This window comes from Nostoc sp., assembly GCF_036917415.1.
GTDB lineage: Bacteria > Cyanobacteriota > Cyanobacteriia > Cyanobacteriales > Nostocaceae > Nostoc.
Map to the genome: position 1 here is coordinate 12,208 of NZ_JBALDJ010000036.1, position 18,779 is coordinate 30,986.

17 protein-coding genes are annotated in these 18,779 nt (G+C 41.0%); 11 read left to right on the forward strand and 6 right to left on the reverse strand.

All coding sequences use genetic code 11. From position 1 onward, the window contains the following. Window positions 1-4 precede the first annotated feature (4 nt). Together V7K41_RS06635 and V7K41_RS06640 are read left to right on the forward strand one after the other, a co-directional pair. The gene (locus tag V7K41_RS06635) at window positions 5-529 is read left to right on the forward strand and encodes a hypothetical protein (RefSeq protein ID WP_334846616.1); all 525 of its coding nucleotides are present in this window, start codon (window positions 5-7) and stop codon (window positions 527-529) included. A 51-nt stretch (window positions 530-580) separates the two neighbouring features. Further along, window positions 581-853 carry a hypothetical protein gene (locus V7K41_RS06640; protein WP_334846618.1) on the forward strand — a complete coding sequence of 91 codons (273 nt, stop codon included), beginning with the start codon at window positions 581-583 and terminating at the stop codon, window positions 851-853. A gap of 66 nt (window positions 854-919) precedes the next feature. On the opposite strand, the gene V7K41_RS06645 is transcribed toward V7K41_RS06640, so the two are convergent. Continuing rightward, a complete protein-coding gene (locus V7K41_RS06645; RefSeq protein WP_334846717.1) occupies window positions 920-1,513 on the reverse strand; it encodes a hypothetical protein in 594 nt (197 codons plus the stop codon). 210 nt (window positions 1,514-1,723) lie between these two features. Here V7K41_RS06645 and dacB point away from each other — a divergent pair, with 210 nt between their 5' ends. Together dacB and V7K41_RS06655 are read left to right on the forward strand one after the other, a co-directional pair. Further along, window positions 1,724-3,199, forward strand: a complete 1,476-nt coding sequence (gene dacB / locus V7K41_RS06650; RefSeq protein WP_334846620.1) for a D-alanyl-D-alanine carboxypeptidase/D-alanyl-D-alanine endopeptidase — start codon at window positions 1,724-1,726, stop codon at window positions 3,197-3,199. 29 nt (window positions 3,200-3,228) lie between these two features. After that, the gene (locus V7K41_RS06655; RefSeq protein WP_334846622.1) at window positions 3,229-4,125 is read left to right on the forward strand and encodes a S66 peptidase family protein; all 897 of its coding nucleotides are present in this window, start codon (window positions 3,229-3,231) and stop codon (window positions 4,123-4,125) included. Between the two features lie 83 nt (window positions 4,126-4,208). Here V7K41_RS06655 and V7K41_RS06660 read toward each other — a convergent pair whose 3' ends face one another. Both V7K41_RS06660 and V7K41_RS06665 read right to left on the reverse strand, forming a co-directional pair. Beyond that, window positions 4,209-5,252 (reverse strand): glycosyltransferase family 4 protein, encoded by a 1,044-nt coding sequence (locus V7K41_RS06660; RefSeq protein ID WP_334846623.1) that lies wholly within the window; start codon window positions 5,250-5,252, stop codon window positions 4,209-4,211. Between the two features lie 120 nt (window positions 5,253-5,372). Further along, window positions 5,373-5,636 (reverse strand): hypothetical protein, encoded by a 264-nt coding sequence (locus tag V7K41_RS06665; RefSeq protein ID WP_334846625.1) that lies wholly within the window; start codon window positions 5,634-5,636, stop codon window positions 5,373-5,375. Between the two features lie 343 nt (window positions 5,637-5,979). On the opposite strand from V7K41_RS06665, the gene V7K41_RS06670 reads away from it, so the two are divergent. Together V7K41_RS06670 and V7K41_RS06675 are read left to right on the forward strand one after the other, a co-directional pair. Then, a complete protein-coding gene (locus V7K41_RS06670) occupies window positions 5,980-6,135 on the forward strand; it encodes a TylF/MycF/NovP-related O-methyltransferase (protein ID WP_334846627.1) in 156 nt (51 codons plus the stop codon). An 8-nt stretch (window positions 6,136-6,143) separates the two neighbouring features. Continuing rightward, window positions 6,144-7,463: an ABC transporter substrate-binding protein gene (locus V7K41_RS06675; RefSeq protein ID WP_334846629.1), complete on the forward strand. Its 1,320-nt coding sequence runs from the start codon at window positions 6,144-6,146 to the stop codon at window positions 7,461-7,463. A gap of 75 nt (window positions 7,464-7,538) precedes the next feature. On the opposite strand, the gene V7K41_RS06680 is transcribed toward V7K41_RS06675, so the two are convergent. After that, window positions 7,539-8,162 (reverse strand): hypothetical protein, encoded by a 624-nt coding sequence (locus tag V7K41_RS06680; RefSeq protein ID WP_334846630.1) that lies wholly within the window; start codon window positions 8,160-8,162, stop codon window positions 7,539-7,541. Between the two features lie 33 nt (window positions 8,163-8,195). Further along, window positions 8,196-8,933: a hypothetical protein gene (locus tag V7K41_RS06685; protein WP_334846632.1), complete on the reverse strand. Its 738-nt coding sequence runs from the start codon at window positions 8,931-8,933 to the stop codon at window positions 8,196-8,198. A 648-nt stretch (window positions 8,934-9,581) separates the two neighbouring features. Between V7K41_RS06685 and V7K41_RS06690 the strand changes: the two genes are divergently transcribed. The 4 genes from V7K41_RS06690 (at window position 9,582) to V7K41_RS06705 (ending at window position 14,707) form a co-directional block, all read left to right on the forward strand. Next, window positions 9,582-10,271 (forward strand): PEP-CTERM sorting domain-containing protein, encoded by a 690-nt coding sequence (locus tag V7K41_RS06690; RefSeq protein ID WP_334846633.1) that lies wholly within the window; start codon window positions 9,582-9,584, stop codon window positions 10,269-10,271. 363 nt (window positions 10,272-10,634) lie between these two features. Further along, a complete protein-coding gene (gene hemE / locus V7K41_RS06695; RefSeq protein ID WP_334846635.1) occupies window positions 10,635-11,696 on the forward strand; it encodes a uroporphyrinogen decarboxylase in 1,062 nt (353 codons plus the stop codon). Window positions 11,697-11,878: 182 nt separating this feature from the next. After that, window positions 11,879-12,838, forward strand: coding sequence for an NAD-dependent epimerase/dehydratase family protein (locus tag V7K41_RS06700; protein WP_334846637.1), 960 nt, complete (start codon window positions 11,879-11,881; stop codon window positions 12,836-12,838). A 270-nt stretch (window positions 12,839-13,108) separates the two neighbouring features. Next, on the forward strand, window positions 13,109-14,707 hold the full coding sequence (locus V7K41_RS06705) for a B12-binding domain-containing radical SAM protein (RefSeq protein ID WP_334846639.1): 1,599 nt from the start codon (window positions 13,109-13,111) through the stop codon (window positions 14,705-14,707). Window positions 14,708-15,240: 533 nt separating this feature from the next. On the opposite strand, the gene V7K41_RS06710 is transcribed toward V7K41_RS06705, so the two are convergent. Then, a complete protein-coding gene (locus V7K41_RS06710; protein ID WP_334846641.1) occupies window positions 15,241-16,797 on the reverse strand; it encodes an NAD(P)H-hydrate dehydratase in 1,557 nt (518 codons plus the stop codon). 764 nt (window positions 16,798-17,561) lie between these two features. On the opposite strand from V7K41_RS06710, the gene V7K41_RS06715 reads away from it, so the two are divergent. Beyond that, window positions 17,562-18,737, forward strand: a complete 1,176-nt coding sequence (locus tag V7K41_RS06715; protein ID WP_334846643.1) for a homospermidine biosynthesis protein — start codon at window positions 17,562-17,564, stop codon at window positions 18,735-18,737. Window positions 18,738-18,779: the final 42 nt, after the last annotated feature.

Genomic DNA, 18,779 nt, shown 5'->3' on the forward strand with positions numbered 1-18,779 from the left:
TAATATGAGAAAGGTGTTACTCATCGATACATCGCTTTTATGCGTTTGGTTAAAAGTTCCAGGTAGAGAAACTGCTGGTAATAATGAATGGGATTTTGAGCGTGTAAATCAAAAAATCCAGGTAGAAATCGCCAAATCAACAACGCTGGTACTACCTTTAGCTGCTGTTATAGAAACAGGTAATCACATTGCACAGGCTAAAACAGCAAATTCAGAAAGTAAACGTATAGCAGCTGAAAAATTTGCCGAAATTATGACCTATGCAGCTGATGAAACCACACCTTGGGCTAAGTTCCGTGAGCAAATTGTTCTTTGGGAGGAGGATGAATTGAAAAACTTAGCCGCTAAATTCCCCAATCAAGCTGTAGAAAAGACTTCTATGGGTGATGCTAGTATTGTCATCTTGGGTTGGCACTATTACCAAAAAGGTTTCCATGTAGAATTTTTGACTGATGATGACAAGCTAAAATCTCAGGAACCACCTCCACCACAGCCACCTACACGCCGAAGCAGCCGAACAAAAGGGTAAAATATCCTTGAGCGATTACTTTTTACCCAAAATAGAGGTTTTTTCACTAACTTGTTAGGAATAAGTTGGACAGGAATTGTAATAATAAACTTTGTTCCTTCTTTTACCGTAGATAAAGAACTTCAACCACAGTTAGAAGCAACACTAAACCTAATTTTGCAAACTATGCAAATGAGTTTAACTGCATCAATGGCAGTCAGCGAAATTACTCCTGGAGTGAAAGAGAAAGTAATTAAAAAGGGTTTTGGAAATTTGGTTATCTCTCAGACTGCTACTTTCAGTTGCAGGCTACTGTTTAGAGAACTAAAGCATTATCTTGTATAATCAACGACTAATCACTAATGACTCCCCATCAAGGGGAGTTATTTGATATCAGTTAGCTAGCTAAAATTAAATTGGTACATTTTTAAATGCGGCTGTATCTGGCACAAAAATGTCCAATTTATTGATCCCATCGGGAACTCTTAGCCAGATATAAGCATCTGCGGAGGCTTGTGGACGTACTTGGAACAAAGAAACGCTTCCTGTTGAGCGATTAAGAGCGACTCCTTTGTAGGTTACGCTAGTGTCAGGATTGCGAGCTGTTGTACTAGCAACCGATATAATATCGCTACCAACAACTCCGTCTGTGGCAAGGCGACGAATCCGCATTTGCACATTTACCACATCACGGTTTCCAGTTTCTGGATCTTTAATGCGTTTTGCTGAAAGTAATTCAACTTCTGCCTTTTTGCCAAAAGCAGGCTGCACAAATTGACCAGGGCTAATTGCTGAAATTGTCGCACTAGCTGGAGATGGTGAGGCCGTTGCTTGTGGAGAAGTTGTAGCTGTAGGACTTGGCACTTGAGTAGGAATGCTGCTACTGACTGTATTAGTAGCATTTAGTGTCTCCCGTAACGTGAAAACTTCATAAGCTACATAGCCGCTACATCCCAAAGCCAAAGTAGAGAGTAATACAGCTACACCAGATAAAAATGTACTCACACCGTTGCCTCGATTTCGTGTTTCTGTATATGCAGGTTGACTTACGTTTCTATTTTGTAATCCCATAAATTATGTTTGTGCGATCGCCTATGTATGAAACATGTGAACATCTTCCCTATACTAATTAAGTAACTTTACTGAGCCAATTCTTCTCTCTCCGGAAAAAAATTGTTCGCAAGGTAAAAATATCTGTCTTTGGGATAAAGAAAATTGGTGAAACTTAAGACTTTAAATCAACCACTGGGTATTTTATTAATATTTTTGGCTAGCCAGATAGGATTTAGTTCTAGAGTTGCAAAAGCACAAACCCCAGTTGCACCAACAACTAGCACAAAATCAATTTGCTCTAGCCAACTGGGAACAGCTATAGATGCTGTAATCAATCGTCCCTTATTTAGTCGGGGGCGCTGGGGAATTTTGGTACAACCCCTGTCAACCGGACAAACTCTTTACAGTCGCGATGCTCAGAAATATTTTACTCCCGCGTCTAACCTCAAATTGCTGACCACAGCAGCTGCATTGCAGGAATTGGGTGCTAATTTTCGGATTCGCACCTCTATTTATCAGAATAGCAATGGTGTTTTACGTGTTGTCGGAAGGGGAGATCCTAGCTTAAGCGATACTGAACTGCAAAAATTGGCACAGCAGTTAAAACAGAAAGGTATTACCCAAATTCAGCAGTTAATTGCCGATGATAGTTCTATTCAAGGTAATATTGTTAACCCAACCTGGCAATGGGAAGATGTGCAATCAGACTATGGCGCACCAGTCAGTAGCTTTATTCTGAATCAAAATATTTTTAGCTTAAAACTTGTACCGCAGGCTGTAGGTAAATCTTTGCAAGTGGTGTGGCTCGATCCTGGCGAAGCGAAACAGTGGCGGATAATTAATCAGTCAGTAACCGTTCCCCAAAATCAACCAAGCTATGTCAATGTTATCCGCGAATTGTCAGGAACAGTATTACGAATTCAAGGACAACTGGCAACGAATTCAGAACCCTCTTTAATAGATTTGCCTGTAGTCGATCCTAATTATTACTTCTTACGACGCTTCCGTACTGCTTTAGCAACAGAAAAAATTACTTTGGGACAAACATTAGTAATAAATGATGGTGTAAATCAAGAAGAAATAGCATTTGTAGAGTCGCCACCCTTAGCTGAATTATTAATGGAAACTCTTCAGAATAGTAATAATCTTTATGCTGAAGCACTGCTGAGAGCATTAGCTGTGAAAAAAATCAGACTGAAAAATCAGACTAGTGCTGATGTCGGTTTAGAAGTTGTCAAAGCAAGTTTAACTAAATTGGGTGTCGATCCAGCAAATTATATTTTAGTGGATGGTTCAGGTTTATCACGTCGTAACTTAGTGACACCAGAAGCTTTTGTACAAACTCTGCGGGGAATGGCAAAAACTCCAGCAGCATATATATATCGCGCATCTTTACCCGTGGCTGGTAAAAGTGGAACTCTGAAAGGCCGCTTTCAAGATACACCTGCTGAGGGCATTGTGCAAGCAAAAACGGGTACGTTAACAAGTGTAATTTCTCTATCTGGATATATGAATGGGCCGAAATATGAGCCGCTGGTTTTTAGTATTATCGTCAATCAGTCGGATCAGTCTGCAACAGTTATACGGCAGGCAATTGATGAAGTTGTTGTGTTGTTAACACAGTTGCAGCATTGTTAATATTATACTTTTCACTCCTAACTTGTTTCATGCCAGCCAAAATCTTACCACCGCCCCTAAAACCTGGAGACTTACTACGAGTAATTGCCCCTAGTGGTGCTTTACGAGAATTTGAAGAATTTAAACAGAGTCTAGAAATTTGGCGATCGCGTGGTTATCAATTAAAAGTCAGTCCCCAGATAGATGACAAATGGGGTTATTTAGCTGGAACAGACGAAAACCGCCGTCAACAGCTAGCAGCAGCATGGCAAGATCCTGATTGTCGTGGTATTCTCTGTGCCAGAGGTGGTTTTGGCAGTACCCGCATCTTAGAAGATTGGAATTGGCCAAACTCAGGACTTCCCAAGTGGCTGATAGGCTTTTCTGATATCACAGCTTTATTATGGAGCCTTTATACAGCAGGGATTTCCGGCGTTCACGGCCCTGTAATGACAACTTTGGCAGATGAGCCAGATTGGTCAATTAAGCGATTATTTGATTGGGTAGAAGGTGGTTCTTTTACCCCTCTCAAAGGTTGCGGTTGGGGGGATGGTGTGGTTACTGGCGCTTTATTACCAGGGAATCTCACAGTGGCTACTCACCTTTTGGGTACACCAATTCTGCCACATCTTGATGGTGTAATTCTGGCCTTGGAAGATGTTACCGAAGCACCTTATCGGATTGACAGGATGCTGACGCAGTGGCGTTTGAGTGGTGCTTTGTCTCAAGTCTGCGGTATTGCTTTGGGGGGTTTTACTCGCTGTGAAGCGCCACCAACTATATCTAGTTTTAGTGTAGAAGAAGTATTGCGCGATCGCTTGAGTGATTTGGGGATTCCGATTGTCTCCGATTTGCCTTTTGGTCATGATAATCCCAATGCAGCCTTACCAGTGGGTGTAGAGGTAACTTTAGATGGAGATGCAGGAATATTAGCGATCGCACCATAGTTTCGCGCAAATATTTTTATAACAACAAGTTTTGATGGTACATAAAATCAAATAATATCCAAGTTAAAGGACATTATTACGATTCATTTTTTCAGGATTTTTTGAAACCATTGTTCTACGCGATCGCCCATAGCTTCTAAAGAGTATAAAGTTTCTGCTTGCTGGCGACAAGCTTGGCGGTCAAGTTGATCAAGACGCTTAATAGCTTTTACTAAACCTTGGACACTATCAGGTTCTACCAAAAAACCAGTTTTGCCTTCTTGGACAATTTCTCTTAAACCACCCCGACGGTAAGCAATTAAAGGTACTCCACAAGCAAGCGCCTCTATTGCTACATTTCCAAATGCTTCTATCCAACGAGGAGTTATTAAAAGTGCTCGACATTGACCTAACTCCTTTTGTAGCTCAACTGTTGGTAAAAATCCGACATATTCTATGGGAGCATCAGGGTATTCTTGACAAATCTTCTCCCAGTAAGATACATCCTGTTTTAACCCGAATATTTTCAGTGTAATTCCCATTATTTCTGCTGCTGCTACTGCATCTTCTAGTCCTTTTTCAGCAGCTATCCTACCTACCCACGCCAAGCTCTGAGTTGGTTCGGGACAAAATTGATAAATAGATAAATCCAAACCATTTAGCAGACAAATACATCGTTCTGCAAATGTAAAAGTTGCTGCCTGTGTTTGACTATGAACACCAATAGTACCCGGAAAATTGATTGCTACTTGTTCAATAATCTCATCCATTGCATCTGTCAAAGAACCCATACTGATGAGATGGGCGATCGGACAATTAAAAAATGGTGTTAAATACAGTGGCAGCCAATCATAAGCAAAATTCACAATCACATCATAATCTGCTTGCACTAGGCGAGCATAATCCCACATATTCGCTAAAACAGAATTTTTTGGGATAAAAATTGGCTGACTACGAGTCTGATTTTGGGCTGGTATCTGGAGTTCTCCAGGGATTTCTTTAATAGGTAATGAACTGCCAATAGACCCCTGGGGTGCGACAATTTTTACTTTGTGTCCTCGCCGCAGCATCTCTTTGGTAATATTAGAGATGGTCAACTCCACTCCGCCACCCAATCCTGAACCTAGTGAACCAATTGGAGTGGACATAAATAATAATTTCTGGTGCATTTTCGTCGTTAATGTATTTTCATAAAGATCATTTTTTCACCGAAACAACGTACTTATTGGGTTTCGCTGTGGCTCTACCCAAAAGACATGAAATTCAATTCAACTCTTATACTCATGACTTGACAGATGCCAAGCCCCCAATTCAAATAAGTAAAGTTCTCCTACTCGATCGCGATAGAAGGCACTTGCTTCTTGCCAATTAAAATCTTTATGTCCTAAGTTTTTTATTTCTTCTTGTGTTGCTGCTAACTTTGTCTCTATGGTTTCTATATCTAAATGGAAAAAATCTTGTAGATGATGCTTGAAGTGAAATGAATTTTCTAAAAAGCTACTTAAGAAAGAGGGCGTGGTAGAATTTATCATAAAAGTTATGTCACAATGAAATTAACGTATTGTATTATACAATAAATGTTTAGCAGTTTAACTTATTAGCACTCGTAAACATTGAGACAAAATGTAGTATATTGGAGCAATATTTTTCTAAAATAGAGAGATTGTTTCATGAAAATTGCCTTATTTGCTGGAGGTTATATTCCTGCACCTCCACGATCAAATTCTATTTTCACTCTGATGCAAGAATATAAATATTTTTTATAGAATATTAGACATCAAGTAGATATTTTTAAGTATAAAGATGTTAATGAACTCATAGATAAAATAAATATGGATATTTTCAATACCCGATGAAGGTGTTATTCTTAATGGGATGATTGAGGTGGATGACTACAGTCATTGGAATGGTTGTCAAAAAGCCTTACATGATTTTGAACGTTTGAGAGTGGAGCAATTTAATCTTCATCGAATTGACTACACGGCAGTGTGGTTTAAGAAGGGTGAAGTGATAGATGCCCAACAAATCTAAAAATTGACATGAAAGTTACCCTTTTCCAATCCCAAATTCCGAATTTTTTTTGCCAGTTGAGCAATTCTGTTTGGCGGTTTTCGCTGATGGGAATTATTCTGAGTATATTTTTGATATTTTTATATGGTTGTCAGGGGATAGTTGAGAAGAATGACGGAGTAATTCATCTGAGTTTATGGCAATCAATCAATCCCCCTACTAATCGGGATGTATTTAACAAACTAGTAGATAAATTTAATCAGACTCATACTCATGTTAAGGTGGAATCTATCTTCGTAGGTCAACCCCAATTGCCAAAAATATTAACAGCAGTTGTGGGCAATGCACCTCCAGATATTCTATCATTCGACCCTCAATTGACAGGTCAGTTTATGGAACTAGGGGCAATTCGACCTTTAGAAAAATGGCTGGACAAATCGCCATTGAAGTCGGAAATTAGCCCCAACTTATGGGAAGAATTAAAATTAGACGGTCATCTTTGGTCAATCCCCCTCTACACGAGCAATTTAGGAATTTTTTACCGACCTAAACTTTTCCAAGCTGCGGGAATTACGCAAATTCCTAAGACTTGGGAAGAGTTGAGGGAAGTTGCCAAAAAATTAACCATAGACAGCAATGGTGATAATCGACCTGAACAGTACGGAATGTTACTACCTTTAGGAAAGGAAGAATGGACTGTCTTTAGTTGGTTCCCCTTTTTATTGAGCGCTGGCGGAGAAGTTGTTACCAATAACCGTCCGAATTTGACGAATGCAGGAGCGATCGCAGCCTTACAATTTTGGCAAGACCTATTAAAAGATGGTTCAGCAACACTTTCTTCCCCAGAGCGAGGTTATGAAGAAGACGCTTTTATTGCAGGTCGTGTTGCTATGCAGATCACAGGCCCTTGGACTTATATAATAAAATCCAATGTTGATTTTAACGTATTTCCTATACCTACAAATATGAAGCCTGCTACAGTGACAGCTACTGGAAATATGTATTTAATGAAGACCACACCAGCAAGAGAGCAAGCTGCACTCAAATTTTTAGAGTATGTTTTGAGTGAAGAATTCCAAAAAGAATGGAGTATGGGAACCGGTTTTTTACCAGTTAACCTTAAAGCTACTCAAAGTGAAGCTTATCAGCAATTCATCAACCAAAAACCTTTGTTAAAAGTGTTTATGGAACAAATTCCTCTGGCTGGCGCCCGACCGATTATTGCTGGATATAGCCGTCTTTCTGACAGTCTCGGTCGAGCTATAGAAGCTACATTGCTAGGAGAGTCTCCCGAAAAAGCTCTCAAAATAGCACAAGAGCGTTTAGAGCTGATTTGGGATAACAAATAAATGGGACTGGGTATTGGGTAGTAGGGATTGGGGAACTGGTTGTATCCTCTGGGGTGCAGTGACTTGAGTACATAATTAACTACTAGCATTGGTAAGAATTCCTACAAGCACTCGCACTAATTCTTCCAAACCTTCTGGAACGCGATAAAGTTTGATATCTTGCATGACCCGTTTATCTTGCCGATAAAATATTCCAAATCGCCAATCTTCTCCATTTGTGACAGCACCATACAAAGTTGGTCTTTGCGAATCTGTCCATTGGTCGAGTGCTATCAATTCAATTGCAAGTTGAGTAAAACCCCGGCTTAAATCGGATTGTTTGGCTTCAACTACTAACAGTGAATTGGAAGATGAAATATAGTAATCAAAACTTCCTTTGAGTTGTTCGCTAACATTAATTGGGTACTCAATATTCAGTTGAGTTTGCGTTTGGTCGCAAATTTCCAACAAAATAGGAGCAATTAAAACTTCACGTTTTGCAGCTTCACTGATAGGATTTACGCGCATGATATTGCGCCGTAAGTAACGCTGTAAAAACTCTAAATAGTCAATTATACCTGAATATTGTGGTAGTTGTAGCGATGCGCGTTCGTAACTACATCCTAGTTCCGCCAAGATATCTGCTGGGGCATAAGGTAATTCAAAATACTTACTAAATGTATAACTTTGACCGAGTTGGAGAATGCGCGGGCGAGTCATAAATATTAAGGTTATGGAATATATCGATAAAACTCAGGAAGAAACTCCAGTTTTGGAATGTAAATTTCTTTTCAATGTACACAAACCAATTGCTGGTATGGCTCCCAAAATAACTGCTGTCAATCCTTGTCCACTCCAATATAGTATGGGAGTACGGTAGGTTTCTGGAATCAAATTTTGCATAATAAAAAGCAACCAAACCAAAATAGCGATCCAGAAGAAAGAGATTGAGGGTAAAAAATTCCACCACCAAATGCCTGCTGTATATCGCCTCAATACCAGCCATTGGCAAATCCCTAGCCAAATTCCAGAAATTATATATGCGATCGCAGACAAAAATCCAAAAATCAAAGTATCTTCAGAAGATGATGAGGCAATAGTTGAAATGTAGTTAATCCAGGCTGTAGAAACACCATTGGCAATCAGCCAACCTACACTAGTAGCAAATAGCCACTGCCAACCCGGTAAATATCGATAAAGAACAAGGGCTTGATCGGCGGCGAAAATCACGGCAAATACAACGTTACTGAGACTTCTAACCAAAATGCTCCATGTTTGTGGTTGGATAGCAACATTAGGTGAGAGATTTTGGAGAACTATTTTCTCTAAAGCGATACTAGCAACGCCACCCACAACCCATCCGATGAGGGTCATTAAGGTAAATTGAATAAAGAACCTCTGTCGCTGCGATCGCGGAATCAAAAACTTTCCTGGATTAGGCTCGTTATTAGCAGATGCAATACGATCGGGACTGTTAGAGTCAGTTTGCATAAAAAGTTAGGGGAGTGAGGGAATAGAGAGATCAAGGAGGTAGGGTGAGCAGGGGGAGAATAACTAATTCCTGCCGAATTCTCAATTAAATATTGATTCTTGTTTTACCCTATTTCTCAATCACCAGTCCCTATTTTCCATTCCCGACTTGCCACTCGCCACTTCTCTAAGGCGAGGATATTATGTTAATAATATAAGTCTATTCTCAATAGAGTCTGAAATAATCTCATTAACCTATCCATTTAGGGGTAGCCGATCGTAGACATCGTTTTAAGTCTTGAAAACTAAACCAAACGAGAAATGGTGATTTTTTGTTGGTTCTTAACTTTGATTGGGAGCGAAAGTAATTTATATGCGTTTGTCCTACCCACTAGAATTACACAATAACCTTCACATAATCTTTAAATAAACTTTAGTATATATACCGTATCTTTTGGAAGTTATAAAAATGAAAATAGGATAACAAAGCATCAAGATAAACTTACATCTTTGAGCTTGTTTTACTCAACAACAGTTATATATAAAGACCTAATAATCTTTGTAACTTACTTTTCGTTTGTTGGAGTAATTAAGCCAGCTTTTCATAGCTAGGTTTAAAGTAAATTTCAGTCTTAATTATCTTTGTGTTCTTCAAGCTTTATTACTAGAATGCTGCAAAAATTATCATTGGCTTTAATCGGAACAACTATTGCAATCGTAAGTGCAAATCCAGCTAGTGCTGTGACTATGCAAGTCAACAGTGGTCCGTTTTCTAGCTACGCTGATGCCAAAACTGTCACCTTTGACGACGGCACAGCAAACGATCCTAATGGATTTGTTACTTATTCTAATATTACTTCTAACATTGTTCAAGGTAGCGTATCTGGTCAATACGCCTCACCTTATGGGGATAACACCAAATATCTAACAATTTCTCCATCAGGTAGTAATGTTGCAGGTGACAGTGGTTTTGTTAATATTAACTTCAAAGAAGCTGTTAATTACTTCGGTTTTTATGCAGGATCATTGGATAGTTACAACTTTGTTGACATTTACAAAGGCAATCAGTTGTTAAAGAGTTTTAGTGGTGCAGATGTGCCAAATGCTATAGCTGATGGTAGTTGGACTAGCTCTCAAGCTAATATGTTTGTCAATCTTGTAGCTGATACAGGAGAAACATTTGACCGAGTTGTGATGCGCTCAAATGGTATTGCTTTTGAAACAGATAACCACGCTTATAGACTAGCCAACCAGAGCGTTCCCGAACCTAGTGCAATGTTAGGTGTGTTAGCAATAGGTGCTTGTGGTATGACTTCACTCTTCAAACGCTCACAACATAAAGCGATAGTGAAAGGATAAATTGATCGCGATACCGATTGAAAACCTTTAAGGATGTGTCTCTACGCTTGACGTAGAGACACATTTGTTATTTGTCATGCAGTTTTCCTCATGCGTTCCCTTGATGTATAAGTCAGAGGTGCATTTCTACGTGGGACTCAAAGCGATGATTTCATCGGATAAGCCAAAAAAAGAATAATTTGTGGCACTTGGTGGCATTAATTACTGTAGTCAAGCCAACCGAGCGCTTATATCCAATAATCAAAATATTATAAAATAATATTACTTTATGCCCTGCTACTCACCTTTTCCTAACAACGTGCTGGAAAAGCGTAATCCCAGAATGATAAGCTAAACAGTGGCATAAATAGGATGAAGTAATAAATGGGTGTTTCTTTAACAACTCCTCATCTCTTACGGGCTGCTCGTGGTGAAGTAGTAGATCGTCCCCCTGTATGGATGATGCGACAAGCGGGACGATATATGAAAGCATATCGAGACTTAAGAGATAAGTATCCTTCGTTTCGCGATCGCTCGGAAATTCCAGATGTAGCAATTGAAGTTTCCTTGCAACCGTGGAAAGCTTTTGGGCCAGATGGAGTAATTTTATTTTCTGATATTGTCACCCCATTACCTGGTTTGGGCATTGACATGGACATCGCCGAAGGTAAAGGGCCAATCATTCACTCACCTCTGCGCACTCAAGAACAAATTGATAATTTGCATCCTTTAGAACCAGAAGCAGCTCTACCATTTATCAAAACAATTTTGCAGGCGTTGCGTTCGGAAGTAGGCGATAAATCAACGGTGTTGGGCTTTGTGGGTGCGCCGTGGACGTTAGCAGCTTATGCAGTGGAAGGAAAAGGTTCTAAAACCTACTCCATTATCAAAAATCTGGCATTTTCAGATCCGACGATATTGCATCAACTGTTAGCTAAATTAGCAGATGCGATCGCCATCTATGCCCGCTACCAAATTGACTGTGGCGCTCAAGTTGTGCAAATGTTCGATTCTTGGGCGGGTCAATTGAGTCCTCAAGATTATGACACCTTTGCTCTCCCCTATCAGCAGAGAGTTTTCCAGCAAGTCAAGCAAACCCATCCTGACACACCTTTAATTTTGCTAGTTAGCGGTAGTGCGGGTGTGTTGGAAAGAATGGGACAATCTGGCGCTGATATAGTCAGTGTAGACTGGGCAGTGGATATGGCAGATGCAAGAGCCAGATTGGGTAAGCAAGTGAAAGTTCAAGGAAATCTTGACCCAGGCGTGCTATTCGGCTCTAAACAGTTTATCCGCGATCGCATTCTCGATACCGTTCGCAAAGCTGGTAATTGGGGTCATATTCTCAATCTCGGTCATGGTGTCTTACCAGAAACTCCCGAAGAAAATGTCGCTTTCTTCTTTGAAACTGCAAAGGAATTGAATCTTGCAGGAGTTAAGGGTTAGGAGTTATGGGTTATGAGTTAAGAGTTAGGAGTTATGAGTTATGAAGTTATTAGTTGTGAGGTGGAGAGTTATTTTTAACTCCTCGCTTCTAACTCATAACTTTATTTTTAACTCCTGATTCGGAACTTTTAACTTTATTTTTAATTCTTCACTTTTAACTCCTAAATTTTGAAAAATTCTTTATGAACCAGAAACGGATTTTAGTGACTGGTGCAAGTGGTTGTGTAGGTCATTATTTAACAGAAGCCTTAATTAAAGAAACAGATTGCGAACTGTATCTACTCGTTAGGAACCCAAGCAAACTGCAAGTTGATACCAAGGTACGTTCAGGCATCAACGTTTTACAAGGTGATATGCAAAATATTCACCAGTTTGCTGATTTGCTATCCACAATTGATACAGCGGTACTCACAGCTACAGCTTGGGGTGGTGATGAGACATTTGATATTAATGTCGTCAAGACTATAGAGTTACTCGAACTGCTAGATCCAGAACGTTGCCAACAGGTGATTTATTTTTCGACAGCTAGCGTTTTGGATCGCTACAATCAACCATTAAAAGAAGCCGGGGAAATTGGAACAGATTACATCCGTTCTAAATATGAGTGCTTAGAGAAAAAAGAAAAATTAGCGATCGCACCTAAAATTACCACAGTATTTCCCACTTTAGTATTAGGTGGTGATGCCAATAAACCCTATTCTCACCTCACGTATGGCATTCCAGAAGTTACGAAATATATTAATTTGATTCGCTTTTTGGAAGCAGATGGCAGTTTTCACTTTATCCACGCACGAGATATTGCCACTGTCGTGCGATATTTGATCGATTGCCCTCCCGAAAGCGATCGCCCACGTCGGCTTGTTTTAGGTCAGGCACCATTAACTGCTAATCAAGCAGTGAAACAAGTTTGTGCTTATCTGGGCAAAAAGATTTACTTTCGCATTCCCATATCTATAGCATTGGCTAATTTGATTATTGTTCTGTTCCGCATTCGGATGGCCGCTTGGGATCGATTTTGCATGAACTATCGGCATTTTACATACGAAAAATTCATCAATCCCGATAGTTTCGGCCTGCCAAATTATTGTGCAACCATGAGTGATGTTTTGAAAATTAGCGGTGTTGAAAAGGCTAAAAATTGATTATAATCTGTGGCTTTTGACAAGGTTTGTAAAAGATTAGCAGAAAATTATCCTAATTTTGTAGAGAACCTCTGGGGTTTTCTCCATTAGCGACTGGCGTCATTGAGTATAGGTGAAGAATGGCAACTTACCTCTTTCCTCTCTGCTCCCCAGTCCCTTCATTGAAGTTAAAAATATCAATGGTAAAATAAAACAACTTTAATAAAAAGTCAATAACTCTTTATTTTCGTTAGAGTGGGATAACAATCAAAGTGTGAGGATTGATACTAAATGCGAATCTTGTTAGTGTATCCAATATTTCCCAAAACCTTTTGGTCTTATGAAAAAATCTTGGAGTTAGTCGATCGCAAGGTTTTATTACCACCTCTGGGTTTAGTAACAGTAGCGGCGATTTTGCCCCAAGAATGGGAATTCAAACTGGTTGATCGTAACATCCGCCCCGCAACAGAAGCAGAATGGGCGTGGGCAGATATAGTAATTCTCTCTGCGATGATTGTCCAGAAACAAGATTTACTTGAGCAAATTCAGGAAGCGAAAAAACGTGGCAAGTTAGTTGCAGTTGGTGGCCCTTACCCCACCTCTGTACCTCATGAAGTTGAAAATGTTGGCGCAGATTTTCTCATTCTGGATGAAGGAGAAATCACGCTACCCATGTTTATTGAGGCAATAAAAAGGGGAGACACATCTGGGACTTTCCGCGCCACAGAAAAACCTGATGTCACAAGCACACCAATACCCCGCTTTGATTTATTAGAATTGAACGCTTATGACATGATGTCGGTACAGTTTTCGCGTGGGTGTCCTTTCCAGTGCGAATTTTGCGACATTATTGTTCTCTACGGGCGCAAACCGCGTACCAAAACCCCAGCCCAACTGTTAGCAGAGTTAGATTACCTCTATGAACTGGGTTGGCGGCGGGGTGTGTTCATGGTAGATGACAACTTTATTGGCAACAAGCGAAATGTAAAATTGTTGCTGAAAGAGTTAAAAGTCTGGATGGCAGAACACAAGTATCCCTTCCGATTTGACACGGAAGCTTCAGTGGACTTAGCACAAGACCAAGAAATGTTGGAGTTGATGGTTGAGTGTGGTTTCTCAGCGGTGTTTTTGGGAATCGAAACACCGGATGAAGATAGTTTGCAAATGACCAAGAAGTTTCAAAATACTCGCAGTTCTCTAACTGAGGCAGTGCAAACCATTACTAAAGCGGGATTGCGCCCAATGGCTGGGTTTATTATCGGCTTTGATGGCGAAAAAGTAGGTGCAGGCGATCGCATTGTCCGCTTTGCTGAACAAGCAGCAATTCCCTCAACTACCTTTGCTATGTTACAAGCGTTACCCAATACCGCGCTTTGGCATCGCCTGAAAAAAGAAGGACGATTACGGGAAAATCAAGATGGTAACATTAACCAAACAACATTGATGAACTTCCTCCCCACCCGTCCCCTGGAAGAACTCGCCAGAGAATATATTGAAGCATTCTGTACTTTATACGACCCAGTACAGTACTTAGATCGCACCTATCGCTGTTTCTTGATGATGGGTTTACCAAGTTGGAAAGCCCCAGCAAAAATGCCAGAGTGGGTAGTTGTAAAAGCGTTGCTGATTGTGATTTGGCGACAAGGAATCAAACGGGAAACCCGCTGGAAATTCTGGCATCATTTGTTCAGCATTCTCAAGCGTAACCCTGGAGTTATTGAACATTACATTTCTGCTTGCGCCCACAACGAGCATTTTCTGGAGTATCGCCAAATTGTCCGCGATCAAATTGAAAGTCAGCTAGCTGAGTATTTAGTACAAGGTGCAGAAAAGCCTTATGTTTTAGTGAAAGAAAAAGCTGAGGAAAAAGCGGAGGCGGTAGTTAGTTAAGGTTGGTAATGGGTAATAGTAAATAAATTACTTATTGCCCATTCTCAATTAAAATTATACAAATCCAATATTTGAGTTTAAATTACTTTCAATAGACCGAAAAGTTTGGCGATCGTTTGCACAAGCGATCGCCCTAATTCGGGAAGATACCTGTTTTAAGGTTCATTTAGGTAGAGTCGATGGGCGGTATTATCCGCCGCCGCACGTTCCAGAACGCCCAGGTCGCAGTGAAGCGCGAGTAAAGAAACGTCGCCCGAAAGCTTACTCCTTAATGACCAAACCCTGGCACGAATTACGCAAGCAATTACAAACCGCTTAAATCACAAGCCTTTTTGCTTTTCTTAGTGCTATTCCTTTAATAGTCATTGTCAGCCACACAAATGCCTTTACATTTAATACCGTTGGTAACGGTGCGCTGACAATGAGAACATAGAACTTTTTCATTTTCTGTTTCTTGATTTATCTTTAAACTAGTACTTGCATATAATTTTGCTTTTTCGGTCTGGATTTTTAGAGTCATAGTTAAAAGCTGTTTAATTACTTAGAACTTTTATCAAATATTGTGTCAATGTAAACGCATCTACACCCAATTCGGTACGCTCTTGGGCTGCTAAAATACCTGCTTGGGAATGCCACCAAGCAGCAGTTGCTACAATATCTTCTACGGGAATCTGTTTAGTTGCTGCTTGCGCCAACAATCCACCTAGCAGCCCAGTTAACACGTCGCCGCTACCGCCACGTGCCAAAGCGGGTGTGCTCTCAGGAACAATCCAAACAGCACCTTGAGAGTTGGCGATCGCAGTTCTCGCCCCTTTCAACAACACTATCGCCTCACTTTGCGCGGCTGCTTCCCTCACTGCTTGCACCCTGTCATTTTTGGCATCGGTGACATCAGGAAACAATCGCTCAAATTCGCCAGTGTGGGGTGTAAGTACGGTTACTGCTTGGCGTTTTTTTAATGTGGCGATCGCTCCCATTTGTGCCAAGATATTTAAGCCATCGGCATCGAGAAGCAAAGGGCGATCGCTTTTAATTACCTCTTGCACAATGGGCGTAGCATCTCGTGTTAAACCGGGACCACAAGCGATCGCATTAAAGGAACTCAGATCGGTGTTTTCTGGTAGTTGTAGGCGGGCAATGGCTCCACTTTCCGTCTCTGGACAACCGACAATTAGTGCTTCTGGCAAGTGTGACACCAAAAGAGATTTCAGGGATTCGGGTACGGCAATCGAAAGCATCCCGACACCACTAGCCCTAGCACCCAAACCAGTTAAAATTGCCCCACCTGCATAGCGCCGCGAACCGCAAATCAGCAGTAAATGTCCTTCCTTATATTTGTGAGTAACTGCTGGACGGGGTAAAGGTAAAGTAGTAAGTGCCTTTGCTCGTGTAATAAGTTTAATTTTAGGAGCATCTTTGAGAACAGCTTCTACATCAGCAAAAGGAATATCGAAATCGATTAACTCAGCTTTACCAAGATATTCCAACGCTCGATCTTGGAAGAAAGCTAGTTTCCATAAACCTAAGCAAAATGTGTGAGTGGCGCGAATGGCAGTTCCCAATACTTCGCCTGTGTCGGTGTGTAAACCTGAAGGTAAATCGATACTATAAATCGGTACAGACAATTCATTTAGCTGATTAATTGCAGAGGCGATGGGATCGGTCAGGTTTCTTTCTAAACCAAATCCAAACAAGCCATCAATCAAAAAATCAGAATCTGGCAGTTGCTCAATTGTTTGATAAATTGGAATGCCCAAACTCTCGGCATATTGCAAATGCTGCGAAGTTAATTCTTTAAGCTTAGAAAAAGGAGAATAAATCCAAACCTCATACCCACGAAAGTATAATTCACGGGCTACGACTAAAGCATCGCCGCCATTATGACCAGGGCCAACAAGAATTCCCACACGAGCTCCCCTTAACAAAGGGGTGTTTGAAAAAATCTCTGGAATGCGACGAGCAATTAATCCCGCCACCTTTTCCATCAAAGCAACTACAGGCATTCCCGCTGCAAAGATCCGCTTTTCAATATCGCGCATCTGCCCAGCAGTCACTACCACTTGCGAAATTTGTTCTTGCCTATTTTGCATTAGTCCTGAGTGGTGAGTTATGAGTTTCAGGCTAACTGAAAGTTTAGCAAAATTGACTCATATTCCACCCAAAAAAGTTACAAACCAATTTCCACATCTTCAAGGATGCCGAGTGCGTCTAGTCCGTACTCCTTAAACAGGCAGGGCAACTCAGTGACGGCAGTGCGATCAAACTGCTGTAACCGCGAGGTCATACCAATTTGAAAAAAGAATGCGACAAATAGACCATTTGTAGAGACGCGATGAATCGCGTCTTTACCCAAGGATGTGCTGCAATCATTAATTGAATTGGTAAGTAGAACGGCATAAATATTTATAGTTGGGATGAGGCAGGAGGGAAGGGGATTTTAGCCTCATTTATCTTTCCTAACATAGTTGTGTTTTTTCACACCGACTTACTTATAAGCATTTGTGACTTATAGCAATTCAAAAATCTTTGCGACAGATATCCTGCGCACCCTCTCTGATGCTTTGGCTACGGGCTGAGGCGGAAGAAGCGATCGCCCCGTCAGGAATTGTATACAACCCAATGCTAGTGAAGCTATGGTGCAATTTCTCAGTAATGTGACTAATGTGCCTGTGAAATGCTTATAAGGTTTCAAGACAGCTAATTATCGAAAAATCCCAAAAGGGATGAAAAAGGTTTCTTCTCCTACTCCTCACTTGCTTTTTCAAGTTAGTGATCAAAAAGTCTTGCTATCACTTTGACTGAAAGCTAGATAACATTAGATTCGGCGGCGTGTTTACTGTTCGGGAGTGCCAAAATGTCTAAACAGCTGGGTCAAAAAATTGCCCCTACACCAATATCAAATGATATCAGTGTAGTGGATTTGATCGATCGATACTTCACTGCTTACAACTCAGCGCGGTTGCGGGAAATCTGCCAACTACTGAGTCGCGATGTCTTAACAGAAGGTGTCACGGTGGGAGTTAGCCTTTCTGGTGCGATGACGCCGGCAGGATTTGGGGTTTCAGCGCTTGCACCCTTAATTTGTAACGGCTTTATTGACTGGATGATTAGCACTGGTGCAAATCTTTACCACGATATGCACTATGGTTTGGGTTTTGAACTCTTTGCTGGTAATCCGTTTTTGGATGATGTGAAACTGCGTCAAGAAGGCACGATCCGCATTTATGACATTATCTTTGGTTACGATGTGCTGCTAGAAACTGATGCGTTCATCCGCAAGATTCTGCAAGGAGAAGCGTTTCAAAAGCGGATGGGAACGGCTGAATTTCACTATTTACTAGGTAAATATGTCCGAGAAGTAGAAAAGCAATTGGGTGTGCAGCATTCCTGCTTGCTAGCTACAGCTTATGAATATGGCGTACCGATTTATACGTCTTCTCCAGGAGATAGCTCAATTGGGATGAACGTGGCGGCTTTAGCATTGGAAGGTTCGCAGTTGGTGATAGATCCATCAATTGACGTGAATGAGACAGCAGCGATCGCATATAATGCCCGTGAATCAGGAGGTAAAAGTGCGGCTGTAATTCTTGGTGGTGGTAGTCCTAAAAACTTTTTGCTACAAACCCAACCGCAACTTCACGAGGTTTTGGGGTTGGAAGAACGAGGACACGATTACTTTGTGCAATTTACCGATGCACGTCCAGATACAGGCGGTTTATCTGGAGCAACCCCATCGGAAGCTGTCAGTTGGGGTAAGATTGACCCGGAGGAGTTACCTAACACAATCGTTTGTTATACCGATAACACGATCGCTCTACCACTGGTGAGTGCGTATGTGTTAAACAAATGCCAGCCTCGTCCCCTGAAGCGTGTGTATGACAGGCGAGAAGCCATTTTAGAGAAACTGCAAAAAGACTATCTAGCAGCCAAAACCCAACCATCGGATCGGATTCCAGCAGCAGTTGCCGAAAGTGCTTCACAGCAAACAGCAACTTATCCCTGTGGTCGGCTGATTCCGAATACTCACTAAGGGATAGGCAGGAGGAGAAATCAATTCAAAATTAAAGAACTT

Bases quoted from the DNA above. Each gene is read 5' to 3' on its own strand.
- V7K41_RS06675 (WP_334846629.1), top strand. From the start codon at position 6,144: ATGAAAGTTACCCTTTTCCAATCCCAAATTCCGAATTTTTTTTGCCAG.
- V7K41_RS06690 (WP_334846633.1), top strand. From the start codon at position 9,582: ATGCTGCAAAAATTATCATTGGCTTTAATCGGAACAACTATTGCAATC.
- V7K41_RS06715 (WP_334846643.1), top strand. From the start codon at position 17,562: ATGTCTAAACAGCTGGGTCAAAAAATTGCCCCTACACCAATATCAAAT.
- V7K41_RS06680 (WP_334846630.1), bottom strand. From the start codon at position 8,162: ATGACTCGCCCGCGCATTCTCCAACTCGGTCAAAGTTATACATTTAGT.
- V7K41_RS06665 (WP_334846625.1), bottom strand. From the start codon at position 5,636: ATGATAAATTCTACCACGCCCTCTTTCTTAAGTAGCTTTTTAGAAAAT.
- V7K41_RS06660 (WP_334846623.1), bottom strand. From the start codon at position 5,252: ATGTCCACTCCAATTGGTTCACTAGGTTCAGGATTGGGTGGCGGAGTG.
- V7K41_RS06705 (WP_334846639.1), top strand. From the start codon at position 13,109: ATGCGAATCTTGTTAGTGTATCCAATATTTCCCAAAACCTTTTGGTCT.
- V7K41_RS06685 (WP_334846632.1), bottom strand. From the start codon at position 8,933: ATGCAAACTGACTCTAACAGTCCCGATCGTATTGCATCTGCTAATAAC.
- V7K41_RS06635 (WP_334846616.1), top strand. From the start codon at position 5: ATGAGAAAGGTGTTACTCATCGATACATCGCTTTTATGCGTTTGGTTA.
- V7K41_RS06700 (WP_334846637.1), top strand. From the start codon at position 11,879: ATGAACCAGAAACGGATTTTAGTGACTGGTGCAAGTGGTTGTGTAGGT.
- V7K41_RS06655 (WP_334846622.1), top strand. From the start codon at position 3,229: ATGCCAGCCAAAATCTTACCACCGCCCCTAAAACCTGGAGACTTACTA.
- V7K41_RS06670 (WP_334846627.1), top strand. From the start codon at position 5,980: ATGATTGAGGTGGATGACTACAGTCATTGGAATGGTTGTCAAAAAGCC.
- V7K41_RS06710 (WP_334846641.1), bottom strand. From the start codon at position 16,797: ATGCAAAATAGGCAAGAACAAATTTCGCAAGTGGTAGTGACTGCTGGG.
- hemE (WP_334846635.1), top strand. From the start codon at position 10,635: ATGGGTGTTTCTTTAACAACTCCTCATCTCTTACGGGCTGCTCGTGGT.